General features: G+C 69.0%; 21 protein-coding genes. 12 read left to right on the forward strand and 9 right to left on the reverse strand.

Annotated elements, in window-relative coordinates:
* Positions 1 to 101: 101 nt before the first annotated feature.
* Positions 102 to 2,087: a DUF262 domain-containing protein gene (locus tag EDM22_RS03930; RefSeq protein ID WP_170964001.1), complete on the reverse strand. Its 1,986-nt coding sequence runs from the start codon at positions 2,085 to 2,087 to the stop codon at positions 102 to 104.
* Between the two features lie 345 nt (positions 2,088 to 2,432).
* On the opposite strand from EDM22_RS03930, the gene EDM22_RS19300 reads away from it, so the two are divergent.
* Complete coding sequence (locus EDM22_RS19300; protein WP_138708021.1) at positions 2,433 to 3,425, forward strand: hypothetical protein; 993 nt, start codon at positions 2,433 to 2,435, stop codon at positions 3,423 to 3,425.
* 14 nt (positions 3,426 to 3,439) lie between these two features.
* On the opposite strand, the gene EDM22_RS03940 is transcribed toward EDM22_RS19300, so the two are convergent.
* Both EDM22_RS03940 and EDM22_RS03945 read right to left on the reverse strand, forming a co-directional pair.
* The gene (locus EDM22_RS03940) at positions 3,440 to 5,014 is read right to left on the reverse strand and encodes an Eco57I restriction-modification methylase domain-containing protein (RefSeq protein ID WP_122935751.1); all 1,575 of its coding nucleotides are present in this window, start codon (positions 5,012 to 5,014) and stop codon (positions 3,440 to 3,442) included.
* 106 nt (positions 5,015 to 5,120) lie between these two features.
* Complete coding sequence (locus EDM22_RS03945; RefSeq protein ID WP_138708022.1) at positions 5,121 to 5,918, reverse strand: HNH endonuclease; 798 nt, start codon at positions 5,916 to 5,918, stop codon at positions 5,121 to 5,123.
* A gap of 725 nt (positions 5,919 to 6,643) precedes the next feature.
* On the opposite strand from EDM22_RS03945, the gene EDM22_RS03955 reads away from it, so the two are divergent.
* Entirely contained in the window at positions 6,644 to 6,850 is a 207-nt protein-coding gene (locus EDM22_RS03955) for a hypothetical protein (protein WP_122935754.1), read from the forward strand.
* Between the two features lie 105 nt (positions 6,851 to 6,955).
* Here the strand turns inward: EDM22_RS03955 and qcrB are convergent, their stop codons facing one another.
* Positions 6,956 to 8,617 (reverse strand): cytochrome bc1 complex cytochrome b subunit, encoded by a 1,662-nt coding sequence (gene qcrB, locus EDM22_RS03960; RefSeq protein WP_122935755.1) that lies wholly within the window; start codon positions 8,615 to 8,617, stop codon positions 6,956 to 6,958.
* 43 nt (positions 8,618 to 8,660) lie between these two features.
* Here qcrB and EDM22_RS20145 point away from each other — a divergent pair, with 43 nt between their 5' ends.
* On the forward strand, positions 8,661 to 8,789 hold the full coding sequence (locus EDM22_RS20145) for a hypothetical protein (protein ID WP_281274051.1): 129 nt from the start codon (positions 8,661 to 8,663) through the stop codon (positions 8,787 to 8,789).
* Between the two features lie 123 nt (positions 8,790 to 8,912).
* The gene (locus EDM22_RS03965) at positions 8,913 to 9,155 is read left to right on the forward strand and encodes a hypothetical protein (RefSeq protein WP_122935756.1); all 243 of its coding nucleotides are present in this window, start codon (positions 8,913 to 8,915) and stop codon (positions 9,153 to 9,155) included.
* Between the two features lie 94 nt (positions 9,156 to 9,249).
* Here EDM22_RS03965 and EDM22_RS03970 read toward each other — a convergent pair whose 3' ends face one another.
* Both EDM22_RS03970 and EDM22_RS03975 read right to left on the reverse strand, forming a co-directional pair.
* On the reverse strand, positions 9,250 to 9,924 hold the full coding sequence (locus EDM22_RS03970; RefSeq protein WP_122935757.1) for an O-methyltransferase: 675 nt from the start codon (positions 9,922 to 9,924) through the stop codon (positions 9,250 to 9,252).
* Between the two features lie 190 nt (positions 9,925 to 10,114).
* Complete coding sequence (locus tag EDM22_RS03975) at positions 10,115 to 12,190, reverse strand: endonuclease/exonuclease/phosphatase family protein (protein ID WP_170964002.1); 2,076 nt, start codon at positions 12,188 to 12,190, stop codon at positions 10,115 to 10,117.
* Between the two features lie 352 nt (positions 12,191 to 12,542).
* Here EDM22_RS03975 and EDM22_RS03980 point away from each other — a divergent pair, with 352 nt between their 5' ends.
* The 3 genes from EDM22_RS03980 (at position 12,543) to EDM22_RS19435 (ending at position 17,568) form a co-directional block, all read left to right on the forward strand.
* Positions 12,543 to 14,051 (forward strand): HNH endonuclease signature motif containing protein, encoded by a 1,509-nt coding sequence (locus EDM22_RS03980; protein WP_170964003.1) that lies wholly within the window; start codon positions 12,543 to 12,545, stop codon positions 14,049 to 14,051.
* Positions 14,052 to 14,191: 140 nt separating this feature from the next.
* Positions 14,192 to 14,599, forward strand: a complete 408-nt coding sequence (locus EDM22_RS03985) for a DUF1801 domain-containing protein (RefSeq protein ID WP_170964004.1) — start codon at positions 14,192 to 14,194, stop codon at positions 14,597 to 14,599.
* 326 nt (positions 14,600 to 14,925) lie between these two features.
* The gene (locus EDM22_RS19435) at positions 14,926 to 17,568 is read left to right on the forward strand and encodes a choice-of-anchor Q domain-containing protein (RefSeq protein WP_170964005.1); all 2,643 of its coding nucleotides are present in this window, start codon (positions 14,926 to 14,928) and stop codon (positions 17,566 to 17,568) included.
* A 57-nt stretch (positions 17,569 to 17,625) separates the two neighbouring features.
* Here EDM22_RS19435 and EDM22_RS04010 read toward each other — a convergent pair whose 3' ends face one another.
* The gene (locus EDM22_RS04010) at positions 17,626 to 19,185 is read right to left on the reverse strand and encodes a glycosyltransferase family 39 protein (RefSeq protein ID WP_122935763.1); all 1,560 of its coding nucleotides are present in this window, start codon (positions 19,183 to 19,185) and stop codon (positions 17,626 to 17,628) included.
* 164 nt (positions 19,186 to 19,349) lie between these two features.
* Here EDM22_RS04010 and EDM22_RS04015 point away from each other — a divergent pair, with 164 nt between their 5' ends.
* The 3 genes from EDM22_RS04015 (at position 19,350) to EDM22_RS04025 (ending at position 22,520) form a co-directional block, all read left to right on the forward strand.
* Positions 19,350 to 20,195, forward strand: coding sequence for a hypothetical protein (locus EDM22_RS04015; protein ID WP_122935764.1), 846 nt, complete (start codon positions 19,350 to 19,352; stop codon positions 20,193 to 20,195).
* A 162-nt stretch (positions 20,196 to 20,357) separates the two neighbouring features.
* Positions 20,358 to 22,001 carry a S8 family peptidase gene (locus EDM22_RS04020; RefSeq protein ID WP_122935765.1) on the forward strand — a complete coding sequence of 548 codons (1,644 nt, stop codon included), beginning with the start codon at positions 20,358 to 20,360 and terminating at the stop codon, positions 21,999 to 22,001.
* A 303-nt stretch (positions 22,002 to 22,304) separates the two neighbouring features.
* Positions 22,305 to 22,520 (forward strand): hypothetical protein, encoded by a 216-nt coding sequence (locus EDM22_RS04025; protein ID WP_122935766.1) that lies wholly within the window; start codon positions 22,305 to 22,307, stop codon positions 22,518 to 22,520.
* Between the two features lie 74 nt (positions 22,521 to 22,594).
* On the opposite strand, the gene EDM22_RS04030 is transcribed toward EDM22_RS04025, so the two are convergent.
* Positions 22,595 to 23,035, reverse strand: coding sequence for a DoxX family protein (locus tag EDM22_RS04030; RefSeq protein ID WP_170964006.1), 441 nt, complete (start codon positions 23,033 to 23,035; stop codon positions 22,595 to 22,597).
* Between the two features lie 168 nt (positions 23,036 to 23,203).
* On the opposite strand from EDM22_RS04030, the gene EDM22_RS04035 reads away from it, so the two are divergent.
* Positions 23,204 to 23,854 carry an NADPH-dependent F420 reductase gene (locus tag EDM22_RS04035; protein WP_122935788.1) on the forward strand — a complete coding sequence of 217 codons (651 nt, stop codon included), beginning with the start codon at positions 23,204 to 23,206 and terminating at the stop codon, positions 23,852 to 23,854.
* A 77-nt stretch (positions 23,855 to 23,931) separates the two neighbouring features.
* On the opposite strand, the gene EDM22_RS04040 is transcribed toward EDM22_RS04035, so the two are convergent.
* Complete coding sequence (locus tag EDM22_RS04040; protein ID WP_122935767.1) at positions 23,932 to 24,348, reverse strand: CBS domain-containing protein; 417 nt, start codon at positions 24,346 to 24,348, stop codon at positions 23,932 to 23,934.
* Positions 24,349 to 24,670: 322 nt separating this feature from the next.
* On the opposite strand from EDM22_RS04040, the gene EDM22_RS04045 reads away from it, so the two are divergent.
* Complete coding sequence (locus EDM22_RS04045; RefSeq protein ID WP_138708023.1) at positions 24,671 to 25,312, forward strand: hypothetical protein; 642 nt, start codon at positions 24,671 to 24,673, stop codon at positions 25,310 to 25,312.
* The last annotated feature ends 73 nt before the right edge of the window (positions 25,313 to 25,385 follow it).

Consider the following 25,385-nt stretch of genomic DNA (forward strand, 5'->3'; position numbering starts at 1 on the left):
GTCACGGAGGCGAGCGAATCGCCAGCGGTTCGAATCGCGGAAGGCGGCGGCGCACCCGTTCGGTTAAGGCGAAAGGCATTGTGGGCGATCCCGCGCAGTGCCTATCCCTCGGAGGGGTCCAACTCATCGGCAATTGTGGTGAACGGTACGAGCTCCTCACCTGGATCCACATCAAACTCTTGATCGTTTGCGCCTGGAGTAGGCGGCTCGGCCAAGTCGTATTCCGGGCGGACCCAGATCGAGGTAACCAGCGCCGTAAGATCACGAGCGCGCGCCTGGATAGCCGACGCACCCCAGTGATCATTCCCACCAGTCTGAAGCTGGTACCTCGTGGCCACGTCTCTTGTGATCTTGTATGGGGACTCTTCATAGAGTTCAGCCTTGCTCGCAAACCGCCGGGCTCCCAGCGCCGAGTTCTCCGATGGTGTCACGATCGTAAGGTTCGGCAGGGTGTGCAGCCATCGGCTCTGAACCTCCTGAAAGTCTTCTCCAATGTCAGCCAGGTCGGAAATCCATTCAATCGCTTCCCTGCTCTGTGGAAGGATATGTTCGATGGAATCGTCCGTTTCGCCATAGTTGAGCACTGTTGAAGGCGCCAAGGCGTGGTCCATCGTCGAGAGAATCAGCATCCGCTGCGCAGCTTTTTGACTGTGGTAGAAGTCCTCTTGCTCTATTCCGGCAGCAACCACGGCATCGGTTGGCCAGTCGCGCTGGTTGTGGATCATGCTCATCTGTAGTCTGTGCAGCCGATCTTCAACCCCGGATAGGTCCCCATGTAGGCGTGAAAGCATCGATCCGAATATCGAGCTAAGGGTGTTCGTCGGCAGTCCTGCCAAGAGGCGGCGAACTAGCAGGCTTTCTATCCAGCCGATGGCCTCGACGACTTGGTAAGTGTTGAGGTGACCCAAGTGGCGCTGTTCCAGCAGCCACATGGCGAGCGGGTATGCGGTAACGCCGCCCGCCTTTGTGAGCCGAGCGAACGCGCGACCTAGCCCCGCATTGGACTCCCGCTCCGGGTGAACGATCGCTGCATATAGTGCCGACTTGCGCGCGAGGCTCTTCAAATACGCCTCCGTCGCCTCAGGGGTTCCGCCTTCAAGGCGAAGTTCCGCCTGCACCGTGCGATAGGTCCGTTTCTGGAGGATATTCGTTCCCCTGCTGACAACTTCCGCCCAGATCAAGCCCTCGACTTGTTCGGGTCGATGAAGATTCCTCTCGATTAAGCTCCAGTGTTCGCCTAACGCCGCCTCTGCTTTGCTGCCGAGAAGCATGAATAGGTAATTCCGGAGAAGGTCGAGCTGCGTAAGCGGCCGGCCCTTAGCGTTGAGGGATTCAAATATTGAGTTGACGTCGTCGAGGTTGGCGGTTTCGATAGTAATGAGGGTCAGTCGCCTAGTTATCACCTCCTCGATGATCTCGAGATCAAGTGGAAAGCAGCCTGCAAATCTCACAAGCTGCGGCGCCTGTTCTGCGTTTACTCCTTGGCGTCGCAGCTCGGTGTGGAAGAACTTGTACGCCTGCAACATTCGCTTCGAATCAATCTCTGAAAGCCCTATCGATTCGGGCGAAAAGCTTCTTGCGCCGTCGTAGTCAATAATCGCTTCGAAAACCCTGCGATCCGCAGCGAGAGGAACCAGACGGAGCCTGTCAGAGCCAATCTCGTCTTCGTTGACAAGGTACCGGCGGTCGACACGCGCCCTTGCCGACGAGGCGCGTGCCTCTCGCTCCTCCTTGGTGCCGCGGGCATTCAACTCGCTACGCGATCGGACATCGCGGAGTGCACAAAGCAGCAGCAGCAGGGTGGTAATCCGCTGTTGGCCATCAATGACGTCGGAGCGTGGAACCCCGAGTGCGCTCGGGCCCGCTAGAACGACGGTGCCTAGGTAATGCCCAGGAACGCTTTGCAGCTTCTTTTCCCTTTCGGGGTCTGACCAGATGCCGGATAGGCGATCGTACTGATCCAAGATGTCCAACCAGAGAGTCTCGCGCTGTTCCTTTTCCCACGAGTACGCACGCTGAAAGGGCGGGACGCGGTACTGCCTTGGTCCCTTGATTAGACCAAGGAAATCAGTAGTCTTGCTTTCCACAATGCTCCCTTTCGATGGCTGCCCTCGAATCGGATCGTAGGCGCTCCGAATTGTACGCATGGCGAAGCCGTTATTGGCGGAGCCGCCCTGGCCGCCGGTTCTTACACACGCTGGTGAAGCCCTACTGGACCCCGTGGGCCGGCCAGGGCGCCCTCCTCGTGGGTCGGTCCAGGGCGCCCATCCCGCCTCTTCAACGTGAAGACTCGTTGGGTAGGGCACCGGTATGGTTGCTCCATCGACTGCTTTCTGACCGGCCGATATGAGTAACTGGCCGCTATGAGTAAGGGTCGCCCGCTCAGTGTTGGAGCGATAGGCCAAATGCCACGAGGGGACGAGGTGAAGCCTGTGGCGAACGTCACCGACGGAACATCGGCATTGGAAGACCCGGAGAAGACACTCGCGCAAAGCATCGCCGATATGCTGTCGCGTCCTGATTTCCTGCTTCCCTTGGTTGCCGCAGAGCGCCAATTCCGGGACCACTACTACGGTCTAAACGCGGCCGCGCTGCTTGAAGATCTGTTCTTCGACGCACTTGGAAACTTCCTGCGTCAGACCCGGCCCGAGGCGCGTTTACGGCGGCCCGCCGCCGGCCAAAAGGGATGGGATTACAGCTATGACGACCTGAGCGTGTCGCATAAAGTGGGTCAAAAGATTGGGCCGCTCGCTGCTATCTGGGATGCCACTAAGGTACATGACGGGACCTGGACTTTTGAGTTCCCGATAGTCTACGTTTTGGGCAAGAGTCAGCCGGCAACCAAGATTGCAGTTGGCTTGAAGGACGGAACGCGGATTGAAGCACGATCCGTGGGTGAATTGGGCCGAGGCACGAGCCTCCGTGGCGGATCCCTACTGATTGTTCGTTGGCCCGCAAGTGGTGAGCCTGTTGAGCTCTTGGACGTAATCAATTCTCGCCCAGGCCAAAGTTCTTCCGACGTCCTCCCATTCGCTCGGGTCTGGGGTCATGTTGCAAGGGCCGTGGCCCGGGGAGTTCCCGCCAACGAGATCGACGTGCTCCGCATCAAGGGGCGTGATGCTGGGGCGGTTGCTGACGATCCCGACTGCCTGGAATCGCTTTCGGTAAACTTCCGTGGGGGCGTCTACCTGATCGGTGTCGAGGACCTTAAGGAACTGCCCGTCGTCAAGAACAATCGTGCGATTCTGATTGACACACCCGTTGTGCAGAGGCTTCTCTCCACGACCCACGCGGCGGGGGCATTCTCTCCGTTGCCGTTGTGGTACTGGCTCTATTCCTCGGATCGTCCGCCAGACATGTACTCCGCACAGCGGTCGGAGTACGACACACGCTTCCACGCACGAGGAGCCGTGGAGGAGTCGTAAGCCCATACTGAGGGCTAGCCAGCGATGCTGCGTTCAGAAGTACTGCCCTCGAAATACGTGTTCGAGTGAACTCGTAGAAGCTCTTCGGCAAAGCCAGGGGCCACGTAAGCGTTCAGTCGCAAAATGAGATCTGGCTGATGCTTTACGTTCTGATGATCACGCCCCGCGTTGCGTTTCACTACAATATTGGACCCCTCGGATTCGAGGAGAGCGGCCGTCAACGTGGCCGATGGCGCAAGGTTGTCTGGAATCGGAACCGATCGGAGCACTCCGCGGTTGAGCGTGATGCCGCCGTCGTGAATCCGCCACCACCAGTACGCAAGCGACGAATTCAGAACAACGTACGCAAGGTCACGGTCCTCCTCGCTTCTGAAATGAAGCGTGTGCGACCCTGCCCGATCAATCTCTCGCATGACGGCGGACAGGTAGTAACGGGGGGTCGAGGCGACTGTGAGTTTGTATGGCGAATAGTGATCGACCAGCAAGTCCTTAATCGATCGCCTCGATTCACTGATCTCTTGGAAGAGGGCGGTGAGCGAAGCATCGATCTTTCGGAACGCGACGAGGTCTTCCACGAGCGGTGCCAAGTGCTGGTGTGCCGACGCGAACATCTGCTTTCGTTCAGAAGCACGCCATCGAAGCAGCGGCGTTATGCGACGACGAATGGGTCCGTGTCGGAGCGCAACAGTAATCGCGGCACGAGTGCTGTTTACATGATTCGAATTTTGGGAACCGAACTTAACGCCCCGGAACATGTTGTCAGGAACATTATCGAAGCAATAGATATCGATTCGACTGAGGTTTGAGAGCATCAATGCTCTAAGCGATCGGAATTTCCGTCCACCGGTGAAACTCTGCGGTGTGATTGAGACGAATCCGTTGCTCGCCTCGATCACCCGTTCCAGGAAGTACGCATAGAGATCCCTGGCGTCGCTTGTCTTGAAGCTCCGGTTCGCCGGTACCACCACATAAGGCGGATTCAGAATGGCGTACTCAAACGGCGGGAGCGCTTCGAATAACGCATTGAGTACAAACGCCCGGGCAGACAACTTCTCGAAGACATCTGCCGCCGTTCGCTCGAACTCGAGAGTCAGCAAGATTCGCGCTGAAAGCAGCGCCAGTGGGTCTTGGTCTACCAAGACAAGCCGATTCCGAACAAACTCCTCAGGATCGTCGTGGGCACGTGCGAGCCAGAAGCTCAGGTTTCCGACACCGCAGCATGGGTCAAGCCATCGACCATTCCGCCCAATCTCTACCGCTTTCGTAGCCATAAAGACTGCGACGTCGTCCGGTGTGAAGTACTGCCCGGCGAGCTTCCGTTCCTGGTGATTTACGTGAGCCAGGAGGTATTCGTAAAGCACGGAGACTTCTGTGAGAGATCGTTCTCGCAAGAGATCCTCACTCGTCACCGGGGTGATGTCGAGCTCCCTAAGTATCAAAGCGAGTGATGCCGGCTCTTCGCTGGCAGCGCGATTCGCGAGCAGTGACCGCCACGTTGCCTCGAACCCGAAGCGCTCAACGAGCGACTCAAGTTTCGCTGCTGCTTCCTTGACACCCGGCCTAAGGGATGCGTACGCCTGCCCTGTCATGCCCTCAAACCTACCCGCGCCCGGCGACCATACATTGCAGGCTGGCGACGATGTGTGGGCTGGACCCTTGGCTGTGTCGGCGGGGAGAGTCAACGGGGAAGATCGCCTATAGCCCACACCACTCGCGCTGTAGGCGCAGTGCCGCCGGAGAAGGCGCCCTGGAACCCTGCGGGAGATTTGCTCTCTTCCCAGCGAGCGAACGATAGGTCTCGTCGCCGACTGTGGGAGCGATCAAGACTTCGAACGTTTCCTCACCGAGGGCGAGCAATCCAGTGTCCCAGAGGCGGTGAAGGTCGATTCGAAGAGCGATTCCGTTAGGTACAACGTCGGAGTTGGCCCCCTTGAACGGTCGAATGTGGGCTGCCTCCAGAACCTCATTCTCGCGACATCCGGTGATGGCGCATTGCCCTCGATAGGCATCCAGCACGGCGTCGCGGAAACGTCCCTGACCTGGGCGGCGGACCACATTTTGGAGCGCGAACCGGCGTTCGTCCAGTAAGTCTCCCTGCGCAAAAGGATCTGGCAGCTCGACGGCGAGATCTCCAATGTTGATGTCTACGCGCAGTCGAAGGGCAGCGGCTCCTCGATCCAACGGTATCGCTGCATAACCGCCCCTCAACACGCCCTCTAGTAGCCTTTCTAGGGCATTGTCAGTAACCGTGGACCCGGTCGATAGGTACTCTGCTGGCATGGGGGCACCGCCGAAGAGCAAACGGTGCGCATCGTGAAGAATTTCGTACTTCGTCATGTCGGCGGCATTTTCGAGTCCGAGGGCGTTCGCCAAGTCAACGAGGAACGGCTTCTCAACTGTGCTACCGCGCGAGCAATCATGGTGCGGAAACTGCAGGGCCTCCGATAAGGCCGCCATCGTCCTTCGTTCCGGCGAGCGTTCGACCAGCGGCAATGGAGTCTCCTCATCATTCGTGGGTAGTCACGAATCATAGGTGTGTAGTCGCGAAGTCTGAAACCGCCTGAAACGGTCCCTTTTGATCCGATACTGCATCAGACCTCCACGGATTGCGAGGACGGCGCGGACCGTACCAACTCGTTGCTTCCGGCGCCGGCGCTCGGAGCAGTCGCGCGGCGGGAGCGGGCATCGCGCGGCGTCAACGTGGTGCGCGGGCGGAGCGAGTCGAGCCTGCGGTGAGAGGAGGCGTTCCTCGACGGGCTCGTGACCTCGGCGCTGCTGCGCTACCTGGCCGTCGCGCACTACGGACACGGCCGCGGCGCCTGGCGGCAGAGCGAGTACCCGCCGCACTGGCGGCCAATGGTCGTCGACACAGTGGTCGCCGAGCAGGACCGGCTCGCGGTGCTCTGGTCCCGGCGCCGGGAGGGGCGGAGGCGCTGGAGCGCGAACTCGAGGAGCTGCTCGAGGACCTCGCGCTTGGGCTCCTCGAGGAGCTGTACCCGGGTGCGCTCGGCGACGACTAGGGCCGGTGTCGCCCTCGGCGCTGAGATGCACGCGACGTGAGCCTGCCATGACTTCGACGCGTAGGCGCGAGCGACTGTGTCGTAGTTCCTCGCTCGCAGCCACCACATCGCCGACTAAGTGCAATCGCCTGGGCGCAACCCCGGTGCGGCAGCGCACGCCCCGAACTAGCCTGAACAGACCGACCGAGGAGGATCAGCATGAGCGACACCACGGGGCGCGACGACCGGGAATTCGCCGACGTGTCGAGCGAGCAGGAGCGGCTGCGAGCCGAGCACGACCGGGAGCTCGGGGTCGATCCGTTCTTCGAGGGAGCGAACATCACCGAGAGCGACGGACCCGACCTCGAGGGCGGCAACGACCTCGACACCGGCGGCGGGCATCGCACGCCGCGCGAGGGCGACTGACGCCGGCTCAGCGAGCGGCGGGCATGTTGCCCGTCGGTGTCGCGAGTGCCGCGGGGTCGCCGTGCGGTGAGGTCGCGGCTTCCGTTGCGCCCGCGGCATCCGTCGTCACCGCTCGCTCGGCCCGAGGGCGCCGGCCGGTGAGCCGACCTCGATGCGGTCCTCGAGGTAGAACCGCGACAGCCGCACCCGCAGCCGCTCCGCGAGCGAAATCCGCCCGCGCTCGTCGGGGCGCAGCTCGAGCGGGCGCGGAGCGTCCGTCACCTCGATGCGCCGGCGCTCGGCCTCGCCGACCGGGCGATGCACCTCCACGTACTCGCCGCCGGGCAGGCGCACGATGCGCCCGGTCTCGGCGCCGTGCAGCAGCACCTCGCGATCCTTGCGCTGCAGGCCCAGCGCGACGCGGCGCGCGATGACGAACGCGATCGCCGGGCCGAACACGAGCAGCGCCTGCAGCACGGCGATCACGTGCTCGATGGTCAGGTGGAACTGCGTCGCGATCAGGTCGGCACTGCCGGCGGCCCACAGCACGCCGTAGAAGACGATGCCGGCGACGCCGATCGCGGTGCGGGTGGGCGCGTTGCGCGGGCGGTCGAGGAGGTGGTGGTCGCGGCGGTCGCCCGTGATCCACTCCTCGACGAAGGGGGAGGCGGCGACGGCGACGAGGAACAGGGTCACGACCGCGAGGGGCACGAGGATCGCGAGCGTCCAGGTGCGGTCGAGCCACACGACCTCCCAGCCGGGCGGCACGAGCCGCAGGGCGCCGTCGAGGAAGCCCGTGTACCAGTCCGGCTGGCTGCCTGCGGATGCCGCGGCCGGGTCGGCCGGGCCGTACGACCAGATCGGGTTCACCGTGACCGTCGCCGAGACGAGCAGCAGCAGGGCGGTGACGATCGCGAACAGGGCGCCGGCGCGCGCGGCGGCGGCCGGCAGCATCCGCTCGCCCACGATGTTCGACTCGGTGCGCCCGGCGCCCGGGAACTGCGGCGGCCGGTGCTGCAGCGCCGCGAGCCCGCGCAGCGCGACGAGCGCGATGAACAGCACCGGCACGACGGCCACGTGCAGCGGGTACAGGTGCTCGATGATCGCGCCCGGGAATGACCCGCCGAACAGCAGCGACGCGAGCCACGTGCCCACGACCGGGACGCCGAGCGCGATGCCCTCGGTGATGCGCAGGCCCGTGCCCGAGAGCAGGTCGTCGGGCAGGGCGTAGCCGCTCCAGCCGCCGGCGAGGGCGACGACGAAGATCAGGAACAGCAGCACCCACATGCCCCGGCGCGGCCGGCGTAACGCGCCCGTGAAGAACGTGGTGACGAGCTGCATGATGATGGACGCCGGCAGCAGCAGCGCCGCCCAGTGGTGCGCCTGCCGGATCAGCAGGCCGCCGGGAATGTCGAACGTGATGCCCATCGTCGACGCGAACGCCAATGAGACCTCCGCGCCGCGCAGCGGGGCGTACCCGCCGGTGTAGGTCGTCGTCGCGCCCGACGGCGTGTACCAGAACATGAGCAGCACGCCCGTGACCGTGACGACCGCGATGCAGGCGAGGGTCACGACGCCGAAGAGGTTCGTCCAGTGTCGCGGCACCGTGCGGGCGCGAAGGGCGGCGCGGATGTCGGTGACGCTGCGGCCGAACAGCGTGGCGCTCCCGATGCGGGCGGCGAGGCGGTCGGTCACCGGGGCGCGAGGTGGACGGGTGTGGGTGCCGGTGCCGGTGCCGGTTCGGGTGCCTTCGGTGGTGCGGGTGTCCTCGGTCGCCGAGCTGCGCATGCGCTCCTCCTGACTCGTCGTTCACTCCATACGACCCCGCAGGGTGGCGATATGTGACATCCGTCGGGTGCGCTGGGTGCGCTGGGTGCGCTGGGTGCGCTGGGTGCGCTGGGTGCGCGATCGCGGGGCCGACGTGGCCGGTGGGCGCGGCGACCAGCCGCGGCATCGGTGACCTCGGTACCGTGCCCGCGAGATCTCGGTAGCCGATGCGGATTCGCGCGAACCGCTGCGAGAGGAGTGTGGACTCAGGCCGGGAACCCGGCCACTACCACCGGCACCCGAAGGGATCGGAATCATGGACCTCGCACACGACTACCTGGCGGGCGCGACGCATGCGCGCAACGCGGCGGCAGCGGACCGCATCGCCGCGTACCGCCGCAGGGTGGCGGAGCGTCGGGCGCTCGAAGCCCGGGCGGTCGAGAACGGATCGCCCGACCGCGCGTCGGGCCAGTCGGTCGACTCGTCGTGGTCGCGGGCGGTGCGAGCGCTCGCACCGAGCGCATCGCTCGGGCGCGACGCGCTGCCCGGTCGGCCGTGACGGCGGGCGCCGACATCCCCGCAGAGGCCGCCTGACGACTCCGACGGGCAGCGCCGGGCGCGGCCAGCGACCCCCGGCCGACCGCCGCGGACTGTCACAGCACGATCGCGAGCGCGAACCCGTCCCAGCCCTTGGCGCCCACGGTCTGCAGCGCCGTGGCATCCACTCGCGGGTCGCTGCCCAGGAGTTCGAGCCCGCGCTGCGTGCCGATCACCATCGAGTCGCGGCTGCCCGGGTCGGCGACGTCGCCCGAGCGGCCGATGTTGTCGACGACGATGACGGTGCCCGGATGCCCCAGCCGGATCGCCCAGTCGAGGTAGATCGTGTTCGACTCCTTGTCGGCATCGATGAACACGAGGTCGAAGGGGACGTCACCGCGCTCGGCGATGCCCGGCAGCGAATCGGCGGCGCGACCGACGATGATCTCGACCTGCTCCGACACGCCCGCCCGTTCGAGGTTGGCGCGGGCCACGTCGGCGTGCCGCTGCTCCAGCTCCAGGGTCACCACGCGGCCACCACGGGGGATGCCGCGGGCGAGCCAGATCGTCGAGTAGCCGCCGAGCGTGCCGATCTCGAGCACGTGGCGTGCGCCCGTCATACGTGCGAGCAGGTGCAGGAGCTTGCCGGCGAGCGGCGTGACCTCGATCGCGGGAAGACCAGCCGCGAGCGAATCGGCCCGCGCTGCGGTCAGCGCGGGGTCGTCGTCGAGCAGGGTTGCGGCGAGGTAGTCGTCGACGCGGCGCCAGTTGTCGGGAGTGGGGTCGGCCATGCGGCCAGCCTCCTCGCGAGGGCGCTGCGGGTCAACCATCGAAGCGCTGGTGGTGCGCGCCGGGGTGAGGCGCTGTGTGCGCCGGAGTGAGGTTTCCGTGCGGGAGTGCCGTTGAAATCTCACTCCAGCGCAGAAACCTCACTCCCGTGTGCGATGGGCGGCGCGGGCGGCTCGCCTCGCGGGTCGCGGGTCACGGGTCGCGCGACAGGGTGCAGTTCACCGTGTAGAGGCCGTTGGAGATGGTGTCGAAGACGGTGACGGCGACCGTGCGCTTGCGCTCCGGGGGCTCGTTGGGGCTGAGGCCCGCGATCGTCCACGAGGTCACGCCGTGGGCCGCGCCGAGGTCGTCGGGGTCCTCGATCGTGAAGTCGAGCGCGCCCGTGAAGGCGATCGACTTGCTCGTCCAGCCGCGCTGCACCGCCTCGAAGAACACCTTGTCGGCCATGCCCGGCCAGTCCTCGCCGGTGTCGGCGTCGTCCCACGAGGTCGTCAGCAGCTTCTCGCCGTCCATCCACATCTCGAACTCCGGCTCGTCCTCGCCCGGCCAGTCGAGGCCCGACTCGTTGGCGACGTGCACCGTGAACCCCTTGTCGAGCCGCAGGTAGCTCACCGGCGTCGACCAGCGGATGACCTGACCGGTGTCGGCGTCGCTGTCGCGTTGCACGACGATGAAGATCTCGTCCTCTGCGCTCGCGGTGAAGTCATGGGTCAGCGTGTTCGGACCCGAGTCGCTGCCGAGGCCGGAGCCCGCGGCATCCTGCGCCTCGATCTTGCCCGACCCTGCCGGCTGCTCGACCGTGACCGACTCCTGCCGGGGTGTTCCCATGAGCGTCTTCACGGTACGCAGCCGGAACCAGGCGGTGTCGTCGTCGCCCAGCCGCTGGTTGGGCGGGAACGGCACGAGCACGTCCTGGTGGGGTGGGAGCGCGATCGCTGTGGCCTTGCTGTCGCCCAGGTGCTCGAGCACGAGGAGCACGCCGCTGCCCGGGGCGCCGCTCTTCGTGCGCATCGAGACGAGCATCGGCTCGCGGTTGACGAAGGTCGAGCCCTCGTCGTCGATCTGGCGGCCGAACTCGTCGTAGACGACCTGCACGGCCGGCGGCACGGCCGATTTCGAGAGCGAGTCCAGTCGCGTCAGCGGCCGGGAGATGTCGTCGGCGGCGAAGACCTCGACGACGAGCGACGGGCTGTGATGGAACGTGTAGGTGCCCGGCCGCCGCACCCAGGCCCACGAGCGGCCGCCCTCGGCGGCGATGTCGGGCTGCACCAGGTACGCCAGCGACGTCTGCGGCTGGCCCGCGCCCGAGGTGCCGGCGATGGGCCCCGCCGCGTCGATGTCGACGGCCGAGCACGGCTGGCAGTGGTCGTCGCGCACCTGGATGAGCGCCTCGAGGGCGTAGTGGTCGGACGGGTCGCGGTGCCCGACGCGCATGTGGTGGGCGACGAGGTCGGTGCCGTCCATCGTCTTGAGCCGGCAGATGTAGTCGAGCCGCTGCTCGGCCTGCGTCTCGCGATTGCGATTGGTGAGGCCGGGGTCGAGGTCCTCTGACACCCCGGGAGGGCGCATCTCGATCCAGCTGTCGGCGAAGAGCTCGCCGAACTTGTCGGACGGGTTGTCGAAGACATCGAACCATTCGTTGCTCGTCGCGTCGAGGTCGCCGCGGATGTTGAGGTCGCCCGCGACGATCACGTTCTGCCAGCTGCCCGGTGACGCGCCGAGCACCTCGGCCACGAGCTCGCGGATCTCGGCGAGCTGGTTCTTGCGGACGTCGCGGTACTGCTCCTCGGTGTCGTACGACGCCTGCAGGTGCGTGAACACCAGGGTCGTGCGCTCGGCGGGCAGGCCCACCTGCACGAGCACTGCCGCCTTCGACGCCCAGCTGTCGGCGCCCGCGTCATCCGAGTAGAAGCGCTCACGCCGGTCGCCGCCGCCCGGAAGCGGAAGGAAGGGAAGCTGCGAGAACACCATGAGCCCGGCGTCCTCCTCGAGGTCGCCCCCGTGCACCGACTCGATCACGTTGGGCCACTCCGGCTTCAACCGATTCATCAGCACGCTGCGGGCGTCTTCGCTGAACACCTCGTTGAGGGCGAGCACGTCGGGGCGCTCGGTGGGGGCGATGGCGAGCAGGTCGTCGGCGACGGCCTCGGCTCGAGCGATCGAGTCGACCGCGAGCCCGGGCAGCAGGCCCGCGATGCCGGCCGGCACGCTGACGGTGCCCTCGCTGACCCCGGCGATCACCGGGAGCAGCTGGACGTTGAAGGTCATGAGGCGAAGCGGGCGCATTGGAGCACCGTCCTTTGCTGCAGGTCGACGTGCGTGCGCGTCGGCGGTCGCGGTCCGGGGTCGTGCCGGCGTCGGGTGGTGTCGGTGGTGTCGGTGTCGACGGGTGGTGGCGGATGCGTCGGATGTCGCCCGGGTGAACGGCGTCAACGTACGCCCGGGCGGTGGGGGCGGCATCAGGGCTGTCCCTAGAGGTCCGGAGTCGGCCGGGTGCCCGGCACGACGCCCGGCTGGCCGGACTCGTCCTCCACAGGCGGTGAGGAGGGGTAGGGTTTCACCCGCTGATCTGGTATTTCGACTCGATTCCGATGTCGGTGGTGCCCGCAAGAATGGAGCCATGACCGACAGCTGCGAGGCGATGGAGCAGCTCCGCTCTGCGCTCGCCGCCGTGCTGCGATTCGACCACGCGGCGCTGCTGGCCGACGACGACCTGCTCGCCGCCATGCGTGTCCTCGAGGGGCTCGGCCGTCTTGTCGACGGTCGTCGTGCGGCGCTTGCGGGGGAGGTCGCGGAGCGGTCGCGGGTCGAGTTGGGCGAGCAGCGGTTGTCAACTCGGCGCGGATGCCGCTCTGCGGCCGAGCTCGTCGAGCGGGTCACGCAGGTCTCGGCCTTCGAGGCGCGCCGTCGCATCGCCCTCGGGTCTGCGACCCGGGCGCGCGTGGGCTTCACGGGAGAACCGCTCGAAGCGCAGTTCCCGCTCGTCGCCGCTGCGCTCGCCGGGGGCGATCTGGGTGCGGATGCCGCGTGCACGATCATCCGCGAGCTCGACCGCACCCGAGCGGTGGCCGAGCCGGGCGCGTTCGCGGCGGCGGAGCAGGCGCTCGTCGCCGAGGCCACCGGAACGGGCGATGGCGCGCCGCTGAGATGTACCGCCGACGAGTTGCGGGTGCAGGCGCAGGCCTGGTCGACGTTCCTCGACCCGGATGGCCGCAAGCCGGACGACGATCGCGCGATGCGCCGGCGGGGGTTCCGGCTGGGCCGGGCGCGCGACGGCCTCGTGCCGGTCACCGGCGACCTCATGCCCGAGGTCGCCGCGAAGCTGACTCGGCTGTTCGACGCGCATCTGTCGCCGCGCTCGGGTACCGGCTTTCAAGCTGGAGGGCAGCGGGGAGGGGACGGCGCATCCGGTGGATACGGCGGATCCGCTGCACACAGCGACGGCGAGGCCCATGGTGCCGCGGCCCGTTCTGCTGAGGCCCTCGCTGCCGAGGCTCGCGCTGCCGAGACCCGCACCGCCGATCAGCGGCGGCACGACGTGCTCGCCGCCGCGATCGATACTGCTGCCCGTTCGGGCGAGCATCCGACGATCGGTGGGGCCGCGCCCACGGTGCTGGTGAGCGTGCGGGCGTCCGACCTCGCATCGGGCCGGGGCGTCGCGCACGCGGACGGCGTCGAGGTGCCGATCTCGCTCCGCGCTGTCCGCCACATGATGTGCACCGGTGGCATTCAGACGGTCGTGTTCGACGGCGAGGGGCGCATCATCCGCCTCGGGTCGCCCGAGCGGTGCTTCACCCCGCACCAGCGGCGCGCGATCACCCTTCGCGACGGCGGATGCCTCATCCCGGGCTGTTCCGTTCCGGCCGCGTGGTGCGAGATCCACCACGTCATTCCCGACGCCGAGGGCGGGCCGACCCACCCTGACAACGGTGTCCTGTTGTGCTGGTTCCACCACCGCACGATCGACACGTCAGGCTGGGGCGTCCGGATGCTGCGTGGTGTGCCGCACATCCGACCGCCTGCGTGGCTCGATCCCGGGGGCGGCTGGCGGTCCGTCACCAAGTCGCCCACCGCACTCGCCGACCGGAGGGAGCGACACGAGCGGCGACGCGTCGGGCGCGCGGCCTGAACCGGCGTGACGGAGGCGGCCCGCGCGTCGAAGGGCGCAGCGTGAATCGCATGGCGTACGCCGTTCGCGCGCACCGACGGACCGACGCGTTGGACGACGCGTGTACCGGGCGTGACGGAGGCGGGCCGTACGATCGCGGCATGCCCGAACGCTTCACGACCGTCGACGAGTTCCTCGCAGCGCAGGAGCCGCAACGGCGCGCCGACGTCGAGACGCTGCGCGAGCTGGTGCGCGAGGCGGAGCCGAGGCTGGTCGAGATCGTCAAGTGGAACTCGCCCGACTACCAGCTCGACGGTGTCGACCGGCTCACGATCAACGCGGCCGGCACGGGACCGGTGCGGCTCATCCTGCACTTCGGCACCGGGCGACCCGAAGACCGGGGCGCTGCGCCGACCTTCTCGGGCGACCCCGAGGGGTTGCTCACGTGGCACTCGAACATCCGGGCGAGCCTTCGGCTGCCCGACCCGGCGAAGCCGGCGTGGGAGCGCGAGGCGATCGTCGCTGTCATCCGAGCCTGGCTGGCCGAACCGTCGACCGCGCCCGACTGACCCCGTTGCTCGGCCCGCGGCCGCAGCCGCGGCCGCCGACGCCGCACCGCGACGCGTCAGCGCCGACGCGGGCGACCAGCGCGTAGGGCGTCTCGGAGGGCGCGAGGAAGTCGAACTGGGGTCATCGCTCGACCCATCTCTCCCTCGCAATGGTGCTCCTCGCACGCCGAGTCGTGAGTCGCCTCGCACTTCGCCGGGCCGTGGCCAACAGGGCCCCACCCCTGCACTGGGGGTAGCCGGCCCTGAAAATGCGCATCCCTCATCTTGCTGTGCGGCGCGGAGGGGAGCAGGCTTCGGGCAGACACCGTCTCAATGAGGAGGCCGTCGTGCGCGCTGCACTTACCCGAGTCAGGCCCGTTGTCGTTCCCATCGCCGTCGCCGGCCTGGCGGTCGGACTGATGTACGCCGTCGCGGCACCGCCGAGCGCGGCGCGCGCCGACTCGGTCATCACCGTCGACTCGACCGCGCAGGGGCTCGGCGTGCCCGGCTGCACCCTGCCCGAGGCGATCCTCGCCGCGAACCACGATGCGAGCTGGGTGCCGCTGCCGGCCTCGAACGGCCTCGGCTTCGAGACCGGCTGCGCGGCGGGGTCCGGCAGCGACCTCATCGATCTCGCGCCCGGCACGTACGCGTTCCCCGTCGTCATCGACGACGCCTCCAACTACGTCGGGCCCACGGCGACGCCGATCATCACCTCGACGGTGCAGATCGAGGGGCACGGAGCCCTCATCCAGCACACGGGCAGCGCGAACGTCCGGGCCTTCGCGGTGCTAGGCGGTGATCTCGTGCTCAACGAGGTGCACGTGCAGGGGTTCGCCGCGCGAGGCGGAAACGGCGCAAGCGCCGGCGGAGGTGGGGGCCTCGGCGCGGGCGGCGCGATCTACGTGCACGACGGATCGCTGCTCGTGCAGTGGAGCACGTTCGAGGGCAACTCGGCGACCGGCGGCAACGGCGGCGGCCGTACGGGCATCGGCGGGGTCGGCGGCGGGGGCGGCGGCGGCCTGGGCGGCAACGGCGGCGCGAACTCGTCGAGCGGCGGCGGTGGCGGCGGGGCGCGCACTTCCGGAGCGTCGGGCGGGCTCTTCGGCACTGGCGGCGGGGGCGGCGGCACGCTCTCGCCGGCCGGAGGCGGGTCCCTCTTCGATCCCTACCCCGGCGGGTACCGCTGCGGCGGAGAAGGCGGCGTCGACGAATCGATCATCCTCGACGAGTTCCTCGCGCACAGCGACGGCGACGACGCCGAGTGCGCGGGCGGCGGGGGCGGCGGCGGCGCCGACTTCACCTTCTCGAGCGGCGACGGCGGCGACGGCGGCTACGGCGGTGGCGGCGGCGGTGGCGCGTGGGACGACGGCGACGGCGGGCTCGGCGGCTTCGGCGGCGGTGGTGGCGGCGCGACGGTGGAGATCGTCGACGGATGCGGCTACTGCGGCGGCACCGGCGGTGGCGGCGGGTTCGGGGGCGGTGGCGGCAACGGCCCCGGCGGCTTCGTCTTCGGCGGCCCCGGCGACGGCGGCACGTTCGGCGGACACGGCAGCGAGCTCAACGGCGGCGGCGGCGCGGGCCTCGGCGGCGCGATCTTCGGTCACAGCTCCACGATCGCCGTGATCAACAGCACCTTCACCGGCAACTACGCCGTGCGCGGCGTCGCCGGCACGAGCGGCTTCACGGAGGAGACGCCGGCGGCGAACGGCGCCGACGCCGGCGGGGCGCTCTTCGCGGTGGGCGGCACGCTCACCGTCACCAACTCCACCGTCGCGGGCAACGAGTCCACCGGCGACGGCGCGGGCATCGTGGTCTACCGGCCGCTGTCGGGCGAGGCGACGTCGTTCGTGCTGCGGAACACGATCGTGGCGGGCAACTCCGGACGGGACGAGTGCTTCGTGCTCGGCGGGGTCGCGACATCCGGGACCAACAACCTGGTCACCCCGCACGACACCGACGTGCGCGACGGATGCCCCACGATCACGCAGACGGCCGACCCGCAACTCGGTGCACTCGCGTTGAACGCCCCCGGGCGCACCCCCACCATGGCGATCGGCTCCACGAGCTCTGCCTACAACACAGGCAACCTCGCGTTCGCGCCGACCGACGACCAGCGCGGCGTGTCGCGTCCGCGGTACGGCTCCGCCGACATCGGCGCCTACGAATACGTCAGCGGCACGGACTTCTCAGCGCCCACGTCGTCACCGACCATCGCATCCGGCTCGAGCCTCGACGGCTGGAACACCACCGCCGTCACGATCGACTGGGGTTGGGCCGACGGCGCCGGCAGTGCGGGCATCGACCCCGACAACTGCACGCTCCAGTCCACCTCGACCGGTGAGGGCAGCGCGATCGTGCTCACCGCGACCTGCGCCGACCTCGCCGGCAACGTCGCCACCGCGACGCGCACGGTGAAGGTCGACACGACGGATCCGACCGTCACCTGCGCGACACCGCCGACCTACGTGCTCGGCAGCACGCCGACGAGCGGCCTGTCGGCGACCGTGACCGACGAGCTCTCGGGCCCGGTCGCGTCCCCCGTGACCGCGACGGTGTCCGCCGGCGACGTGACCCAGGCGGGCGCGTTCACGAAACCGCTCACGGGTGAGGACGTCGCCGGCAACGACACCACGGTCGACTGCGGCTACCTCGTGGCCTACGACTTCCGCGGCTTCCAGCAGCCGATCCCGCAGTCGTCGTACAAGCGCGGCTCGACGATCCCCGTGCGCTTCCAGCTCGCCGACGCCGGCGGCGTGCTGAGCGACGCGGCGGCCGCGGCGCTGCTCTCGCCGACGTGCCGCGTGTCCGTGACGCTCGACGGGCAGGTGAAGGGCTGCGCGAAGTACAACGCGACCTCCGACACCTTCCAGTTCGACGTGAAGACGACGAAGGGAATGACGGTGGGGACGCACACGATCGGCATCCTCGTGACGTCGGCGGCGGGCGATGTGGTGAACAGCAACTCGACGCAGGTGGTGCTGCGGTAAGGGGCCGGTTCCGGGTGGGTGCCGCGTGTGCTGCAGCGGCATCCGGTCAGCCGGTGCTCAGTCGAGGTGCGCGAAGCGTGGCCACGCCTCGCTCCACGGCATGCGGATGCCGCTGCACACCGTGATCGGCTCGCCCTGCTCCTCGTTGTCGACGCCGAGCCCGTTGTCGAGGCGCGCGTGCACCGCGCACGAGTCGAAGAGCGGCGCGAGGAAGCTCGGGCGGTAGCCGACGAAGACGGCGGCGTCGGCGGCATCCGCTGGGTGGTCCTCGAACCAGAGCTCGTTGTGTCCGCTGAAGACGTCGGTGGCGTCGAGGCCCGACGCCGGGCCGAACCGTGCGACGGCGCCGGCCTCGCCGTAGTTGGCGGTGATGACGGGGATGCCGGCGCTCCCGCCGGGCGCCGTGGCCGCGGCATCCGCGATCTGCTGCACGTACCGGGGCCAGCCGATGCTGTCGGCGGTGACCTGGTTGATCGCCGGAAGGGGAGTGGCACCGACCACGTCGACGGGCACGAGCGGCAGCGCGATGACGGCCGAGATCGCACCGTTGAGCGCGACGGCTGCCCACACGAGGGCGCGGCGGGTGCGGGTGCGCATCCACTCGGCGGTGGGCACGGAGCCGATCGCGAGCAGCACCTGCACCACGCCGAGCGGGTAGAAGAACTGCGCGCTGCCCACGAACGTGAACACGAGCACCACGACGAAGGCGCCGACGAGCAGGCGGATGTCGCGCCACGCGCGCCGCCGGAACAACCCCACGAGGCCGGCCACCCAGACGGGCACGAGCAGAGGACCCACGAGCAGCAGCAGCATCGGCCACATGAGCCACCGCGTCTCGCCCCCGTTGTCCTCGGCGAGGGCGGCGCCCATCGCGAGCTGCGGCCAGCCGTGCGTCGCCTGGTACACGAGGGCCGGGAGGGCAAGCAGGGCCGCGAGCAGGATGCCGCCCCACAGCCACGGGGAACGCAGCACGCGCCACGGCCCGAACACGAGCAGTCCCACGCCGAGGCCCGCGAGCAGCACCGCGACGAGCAGCTTGTTGTAGCTGGCGAGGCCCGCCACGAGTCCGACGACGAGCCACCCGCGGCCGTCGTGGCGCAGCAGCGCGCGTATGGCGAACAGGCACACGAGCGGCCACACCACGAGGTCGATCGACGAGGTGAGGAGCACGTGCCCGAAGATCAAGGGGAACGCGGCCGCGGCGGCGGTCCACGCGGCGAGGGCCTGGGCCCGGCGGGCGCCCCCGACCTCGCGCGCGATGAGGGCTGCGACGAACACGGCCGCGACCGCCGCGAGCAGGGCGGGCAGGTGCAGCATCCACGGCTCGTCGACGATCGACCGGAGCGTGCGGGCGATGAGCGGCGTGAGCGGTGGCTGGTCGAGGTAGCCCCACGCCGGGTCGAGCATGCGGAAGTAGAGCTCGTCGCGGTGGTAGCCGTAGGCGTTGCTCGTCGCGGCGAGCAGTGCGGCGAGCGTGAGCATCGCGGCGATGACGGGGCCGCGGGCGAGGGGCGCGAGGGGCGCGAGTGATGCGGACGGCGCGAGCGGAGCGGCTGAGTTGCGCGGGGCCGCCGCGGCCTCGGCCGGCGGACTCGGGACCGCGGCGTCCGGCGTCATGCGACCACCCTACTGAGGCGGGGGTCGCGGCATGCGCCCGTCGCGTACTCCGGGTGAGCCCCGCGACGGTTCCCCGCGGCGCTGCGTCCGACGGACGCGTTCCGCCGCGACATCCGATCCCACTGGGGCTACCGTGAGAGCACGCGAGCATCTCGGGGGTGGAGATGGCAGGGGAGCACTCGGATGAATCGCCGGGCGGCGGCATCCGCTCGTGGCTGAAGAAGCCCGTCGTCTGGCTGGGCGGCATCGTCGTCGCAGCGCTCGGCATCGCGATCACGAACGCGCTCGTGCCGTGGTTCGGCGGCCTCATCGACCGGGCGACCGAGCGCGGCGACGTGGTGACCGTGGTCGACGCCCAGCCGTATCGGTCCGACGAGGTGGGCGGCACGGTGGCGTTCCCGCCCGACCGCTCGTTCGACGAGGCGGACCTCGCGCAGATCAACGCGTCGGACGATCGCTTCGCGTACCTGGTCGACGCCGGGGCGTCGCCCGTCGGGCGGGCGTTCGTGCGCATCCTGCTCGAGGGCAACCGCAGCGACGGCGTGCGCATCGTCGACGCAGGGATCGACCGCGACTGCGCCGAACCGCTCGACGGCAGCCTGTTCGTCGAGCCGCCCGGCGGGGCCGAGGAGTCGATCCGCCTGGACTTCGACCTCGATGCCGACGATCCGGTCGCCACCACGGAAGGAGGCGACGGGCAACCGGCGCAGTTCTTCCCGGCCCAGACGATCTCGCTCGCCGAAGACGAGCAGGTGCCGCTCATCGTCACCGCGGCGACCACCGAGCAGTCGTGCGAGTTCCGCGTGCGGTTCACGGTGCTGCACGGCGACGATGAGACCTCGGTGCTGGTTCCGGATGCCGCGGAGCCGCCGTTCCGCGTCACCGCGCAGATCGACGAGCGGGCCTACGACTCGGTGTTCCTCGGCGGCGTGGCGTGCGGAGGCGGCGACTTCGTGCGCGCGAGCGACGAGTACTTCGCGACCGGCATCGAGCCGGCGTGCCAGGGCTGATGCAGCTTCTGCTTCTCGCGCACTCCGGGTGAGCCCCGATGCGTCGACCCCGACGCGAGCGCATGATGCTCCCGGAACCATTGGGAATGGCCGGCCGCCCGCGCGCGGCGCCCCCGCGCACGTGCACGCACGACCGCCATGCGGAACGGAACGGAGCGGATCATGGGGATGATCGACGGCACGGAGCCGAAGCCGATCGAGACGCCGGACGTGCGGCCGAGGGTGATCGTGAAGGTGACCGACGCGGCGCGCCGCGAGCGCGGGCTGAAGGAGCGGGCGCCCGAGGGGCGCGCGGGCGAGCGGGAGGACGACATCGGCCGCGAGCTGGTCGACGCGTTCGCGTACCTCGGCGACGTGATCGCCGAGTACCAGGATCGCGTCGCCGGTGAGGCGTTCCTCGAGCCGATGGTGGGGCGCAGCGAGCGCGAGCGGATCGGACGCGGGCGGCGTGCCCGGTTCGACGGGTACGCGGCGATCACGGTGCGGGATGCGGCATCCGCCGCCGAGCTCGCGAAGGAACTCAATGCACGCGACGACGTCGAGACCGCGTACGTCGAGGGCGGTCCGACACCGCCGCCGGTGGATGCCACCGACGACCCGCGCAGCGGGAACCAGGGCTACCTCGATGCGGCGCCCGACGGCATCGACGCGCGGTGGGCGTGGGGTGCGACGGACGGCTCGGGGGTCGGGTTCGTCGACCTCGAGCAGGGGTGGACGCTCAACCACGAGGACCTCGCGGCGGCCGGCATCACGATCATCTCCGGCGTGAGCCAGGCGTACCACGGGCACGGCACGGCGGTGCTCGGCGAGGTCGTCGCGGTCGACAACACGCGCGGGGGCGTGGGCATCGCGCCCGCGGCATCCGCTCGGGTCGTGTCGCAGTACCGCACGTCGACGTCGTACAGCACGGCGGCGGCCATCATCTCGGCGGCCGACGCGATGTCGCCCGGCGACGTGCTGCTGCTCGAGGCGCAGACCACCGCGGCAGGGTCGTCGACGACGTACCTGCCCGTCGAGGTCGAGCAGGCCGTCTTCGACGCCATCCGCGATGCGGTCGACGCCGGCATCGTCGTGGTCGAGGCGGCCGGCAACGGCGGCAACGACCTCGACGACTGGACCGACGCCGACGGTCGCCACCTGCTCAAGGTCGGCGACGACGACTACCGCGACTCCGGGGCCATCATGGTCGGCGCCGCGACCTCCGCCTCGCCGCACTCGCGCCTCGGCTTCTCGAACCACGGCAGCCGCATCGACTGCTACGCGTGGGGCCAGAACGTCGACACGACGGGCGACGGATGGACGGGCACCTCGACCACGGCGTACACCGGGTCGTTCGGCGGCACGTCGGGTGCGACCCCCATCGTCACGGGCGCCGCGGTGCTGCTGCAGAGCTGGCGGCGCGCGCGCACCGGGCAACCCTTCGGCCCGGGCACGGTGCGCTCCTGGCTCGGCTCGAGCCTCAACACCCCGAGCGCCGACCCCGCGACCGACCGCATCGGCGTGATGCCCGACCTGCACGCGATCTTCGACGCGATCGAGCGCAACGACCGGTTCGGGCGGATCGACGACCGCTACGTCTACTGGGTCAACATCCTCTTCGGCATCATCGACGACGCGCCCGGGGTCATCTGGGTGCCCGGCAAGGGGCCGGTGCCGGTCGATCCCGACTGGCGCTCGCAGGCGGTGCGCGCCCGGCGCGAGCTCGTCGCGGCCATCGCGAAGGAGGCGCGCGGGCTCGATGGTCGCCTCACGGCGAAGCAGCTGGATCGGATCGCGGGGGTGGCGTTCAAGAAGCTCGGGCGGTGAGCGGCGTGGCATGGTGACGGGGCGGCGCCGCCCGGTGGCGCTGGTGCCGGCCGCGCTCGCGCCGATCGCGCCAGGGTCGGCGCGCCCGCCGGTCGCCTGCGCCGGCCTGAGGTAGCCGATCTGAGGTGGCCGATCTGAGGTGGCCGATCTGAGGTAGCCGATCTGAGGTGGCCGACCGCCATCTGAGGCGCCGGGTACGCCGAAGATAGGGCACCTGCCGGATACGACGACACCACCTCAGCGAGGAATCTGATCTCAGGCGGACGGACATGCCGCCGGACGTGCACGAACGGAAACGGAAACATGGACCTCGCATACGGTTTCATCGCACAGACGCTCAAGACGAACGACGACATCATCGCCGCCCGGATCGAGGAGTGGCACCGCCTCACCGCCGACCCGCGCGCCGAGAGTGGCGAACCGGTCGAAGACCGATCGACCTTCCTGGGCCGGCTCGGCGAGCGGTGGCGCGGTCGCAGCGCGCGCCGCCCCCACGGGTTGCGAGCGGCCGCCCACTGAGACGGTCGCGCCGCCGAGGTGAATGCCGTAGTGGCGCGCCCGAAGCCCCGCGTCGACCCGGTGCGCGAACGCGGTCAGTGCGCGGCGCGATCGGGCGCCGTGCTCCACAGCGCCCACGCCACGAGCACCGGCTGCAGCAGGAGCCGGATGAAGCGGGCACGATCGGTGCGCATGAGCGGCGCCGGTTGCCCGGTACGCCACTGGTGCACGTTGCCGGAGAACACCGCGACGAAGAAGGCGGCGATCATCGAACCGATCCGCCGGCGCTCATGCGGAAGTCCGACCAGCGCGGCGCCGAGCAGGATCTCGACCGCGCCCGACGCGACGACCACGCCGTCCTTGTCGATCGGCGCGTGATCGACCACCCAGTCGGGCACCACGATGCGGTAGCCCCTCCGCGCCCAGGACAGGTGCGACAGGCCGGCGACCACGAGCAGCGCTGCGAGCAGCCAGCGCGCGACCGAGCGGATGCCGGTCGACGGACTCGTGCGGGCGCGGCTGCATCGGCGGATCATCTCCTCAGTCTCGCATCAGGGCATCAGGGCATCAGCGCATCAGCGCATCAGCGCATCAGCGCATCAGGGCATCAGGGCATCAGCGCGGCCGGGACCGACTGTTCGCCCACCGCGATCGGCGGTGCCGCATCGGGAACATCCTGCCGCGGCATCCGGTTCGCCTTCTTCATGACGACAATCGGAATCATCGGAGCAGGACACATCGGCAGCCAGGTCGCCCGCGCGGCCGTCGCCAACGGGTACGACGTGGTGATCGCCAATTCGCGAGGGCCCGAGACCCTCACCGAGCTCGTGGCGGAGCTCGGCCCGAAGGCCCGCGCCGCGACAGCCGAGCAGGCGGCCGAGGCGGCGGATGTCGCGGTCGTCACCGTGCCGTTCAAGGCCTACGCATCGATCCCCGTCGAGCCGCTCGCCGGCAAGATCGTGATCGACACGAACAACTACTACTTCGAGCGCGACGGCCACGTGCCCGCCCTCGACGACGGCCTCGAGACCGTCAGCGGAATGCTGCAGCAGCACCTGCCGACGAGCCGCGTGGCCAAGGGCTTCAACCACATCCGCTCTGCCGAGATCACGACCGACGGCAAGCCCGCCGGCGCCGCCGACCGGCGTGCCCTCGCCACCTCGAGCGACTTCGAGGATGCCGCGCAGTTCGTGACCGACCTGTACGACCAGTTCGGGTTCGACACCGTGAACGTCGGCCCCCTGTCGGAGAGCTGGCGCGTCGAGCGCGACCAGCCCGCCTACGTGGTGCCGCAGACGCGCGACGAGCTCGTGGCGAACCTCGCGCGGGCGCAGCGTCCGGCCGCGGCGGCGTAGCGCCGCAGCCCCGTCGCAGTCGTGCGGGCCGTGCCGGCGTCGGCACGGCCCGCACGCGTCTGCGGGGGAGTTCGGGCTCAGTCCTCGGAGATCTCTGCGACCGTCTCGCCGGTCTCGACGCTCGACAGGGAACGGGCGATGTCGGCCTGGCTGATGATGCCCACGAGGTCGTGCCCGTCGATGACGGGGAGGCGGCGCACCTGGTGCTGCTGCATCACGACGAGCGCGTCGCGCACATCGTCGTCGGCGCCGATCGTGTACGGCTTGCCGTCGGCGAGGCTGCCGGCGAGCGCGGTCTGCGGATCGCCGCCTTCGGCGATGCACTTCACGACGATGTCGCGGTCGGTGACCATGCCCTGCAACCGATCGTCGTTGCCGCAGATCGGGAGCGCGCCGACGTCGAGCTCGCGCATCATGCGCGCCGCCTCGGCGAGCGTCTGGTCCTCCTTCACGCAGGTGGGATCGGGCGTCATGATGTCGCGTGCGACGGTCATCGGGATCGTCCTTTCTCGAGTCGTCCGGGCATCGTAGGCACGAGTCGGCGCGGGCCGCGCGGGGGTTGACGCCGCGCAGACGGCGTGCGCGAGGCGGCATCCGTGGCGGGGCACACTCCGGGAAACGGAGGCATGCCTCCCGTTCGGGGGACTAGCAAATGGGGGACAACCCCGATTGTGTGGGCCCATGGAGTCAGCCGCCGCCCTCTGGAGACAGCTCCCGGATCTGCTTGCGACGACATGCATCGCAACCGATGACCTCGGGGAGCTCGGCGAACGATTGGGGTACCTCGACGACTCGTGCGAGCGCTACGACGCGCGAGTGCGAAGCGAGCACCAGCCACTGGCCGCCGCGATCCTGGCGCTCGTCCACGACTCCGACACGACCGCCGGCCTGCTCTCGCGCATCGGGCTGAGGTCCGCGCTGCCGTGGGCCGATGGCACCCTCGAGGGCGACCCGCTCTGGGTGCGCGACTCGGTGACGACCGGCCCGATCCCCGTCGTGTCGATGCTCACCGTGGTGCGAGCGCAGGGCCGCTCGTCCGACGAGTTCGGCGAGGCCCGCCTCGCCCCGGCGTTCACGTCGGCCCGGCTCGGCGATCACTGGGTCACCTTCCACTCGTGGTGGGAGCAGCCGCGCATCTACAGCTTCCCGGATGTCGCGATCACCCGCCGCGACCTCGTGCTCCACCTCGCGAACGACGATGGCGCCGGCGCCCTCCTCACCGACGCGAGGCCGCTCGAATCGCAGGCCATCAGCCGCCTCGGCTCCGCCGGGAGCCTGCTGCCGGGCCGGCCCGGCTCGAGCATCCACGACGATTCGCTCGTGTCGGCCGCGATCCGTCAGATCGCCGAGGAGGTGCGGTTCACCCTGCGGGCGACGCTGCACGAGGTGCTCGATGCCCGCGTCGAAGCGGGTGGCGTGCCGAGGGACGAGCCGGTCGAGGCGCCGGCGGGGGCGTAGTCCGGCCGCGCGGCGGGCGGCACCGCGCGGCGGGCGGCACCCCGCGGCGGGCGGCACCCCGCGGCATCCGCTC

The organism is Agromyces tardus, from assembly GCF_003710805.1.
Taxonomy (GTDB): Bacteria; Actinomycetota; Actinomycetes; order Actinomycetales; family Microbacteriaceae; genus Agromyces; species Agromyces tardus.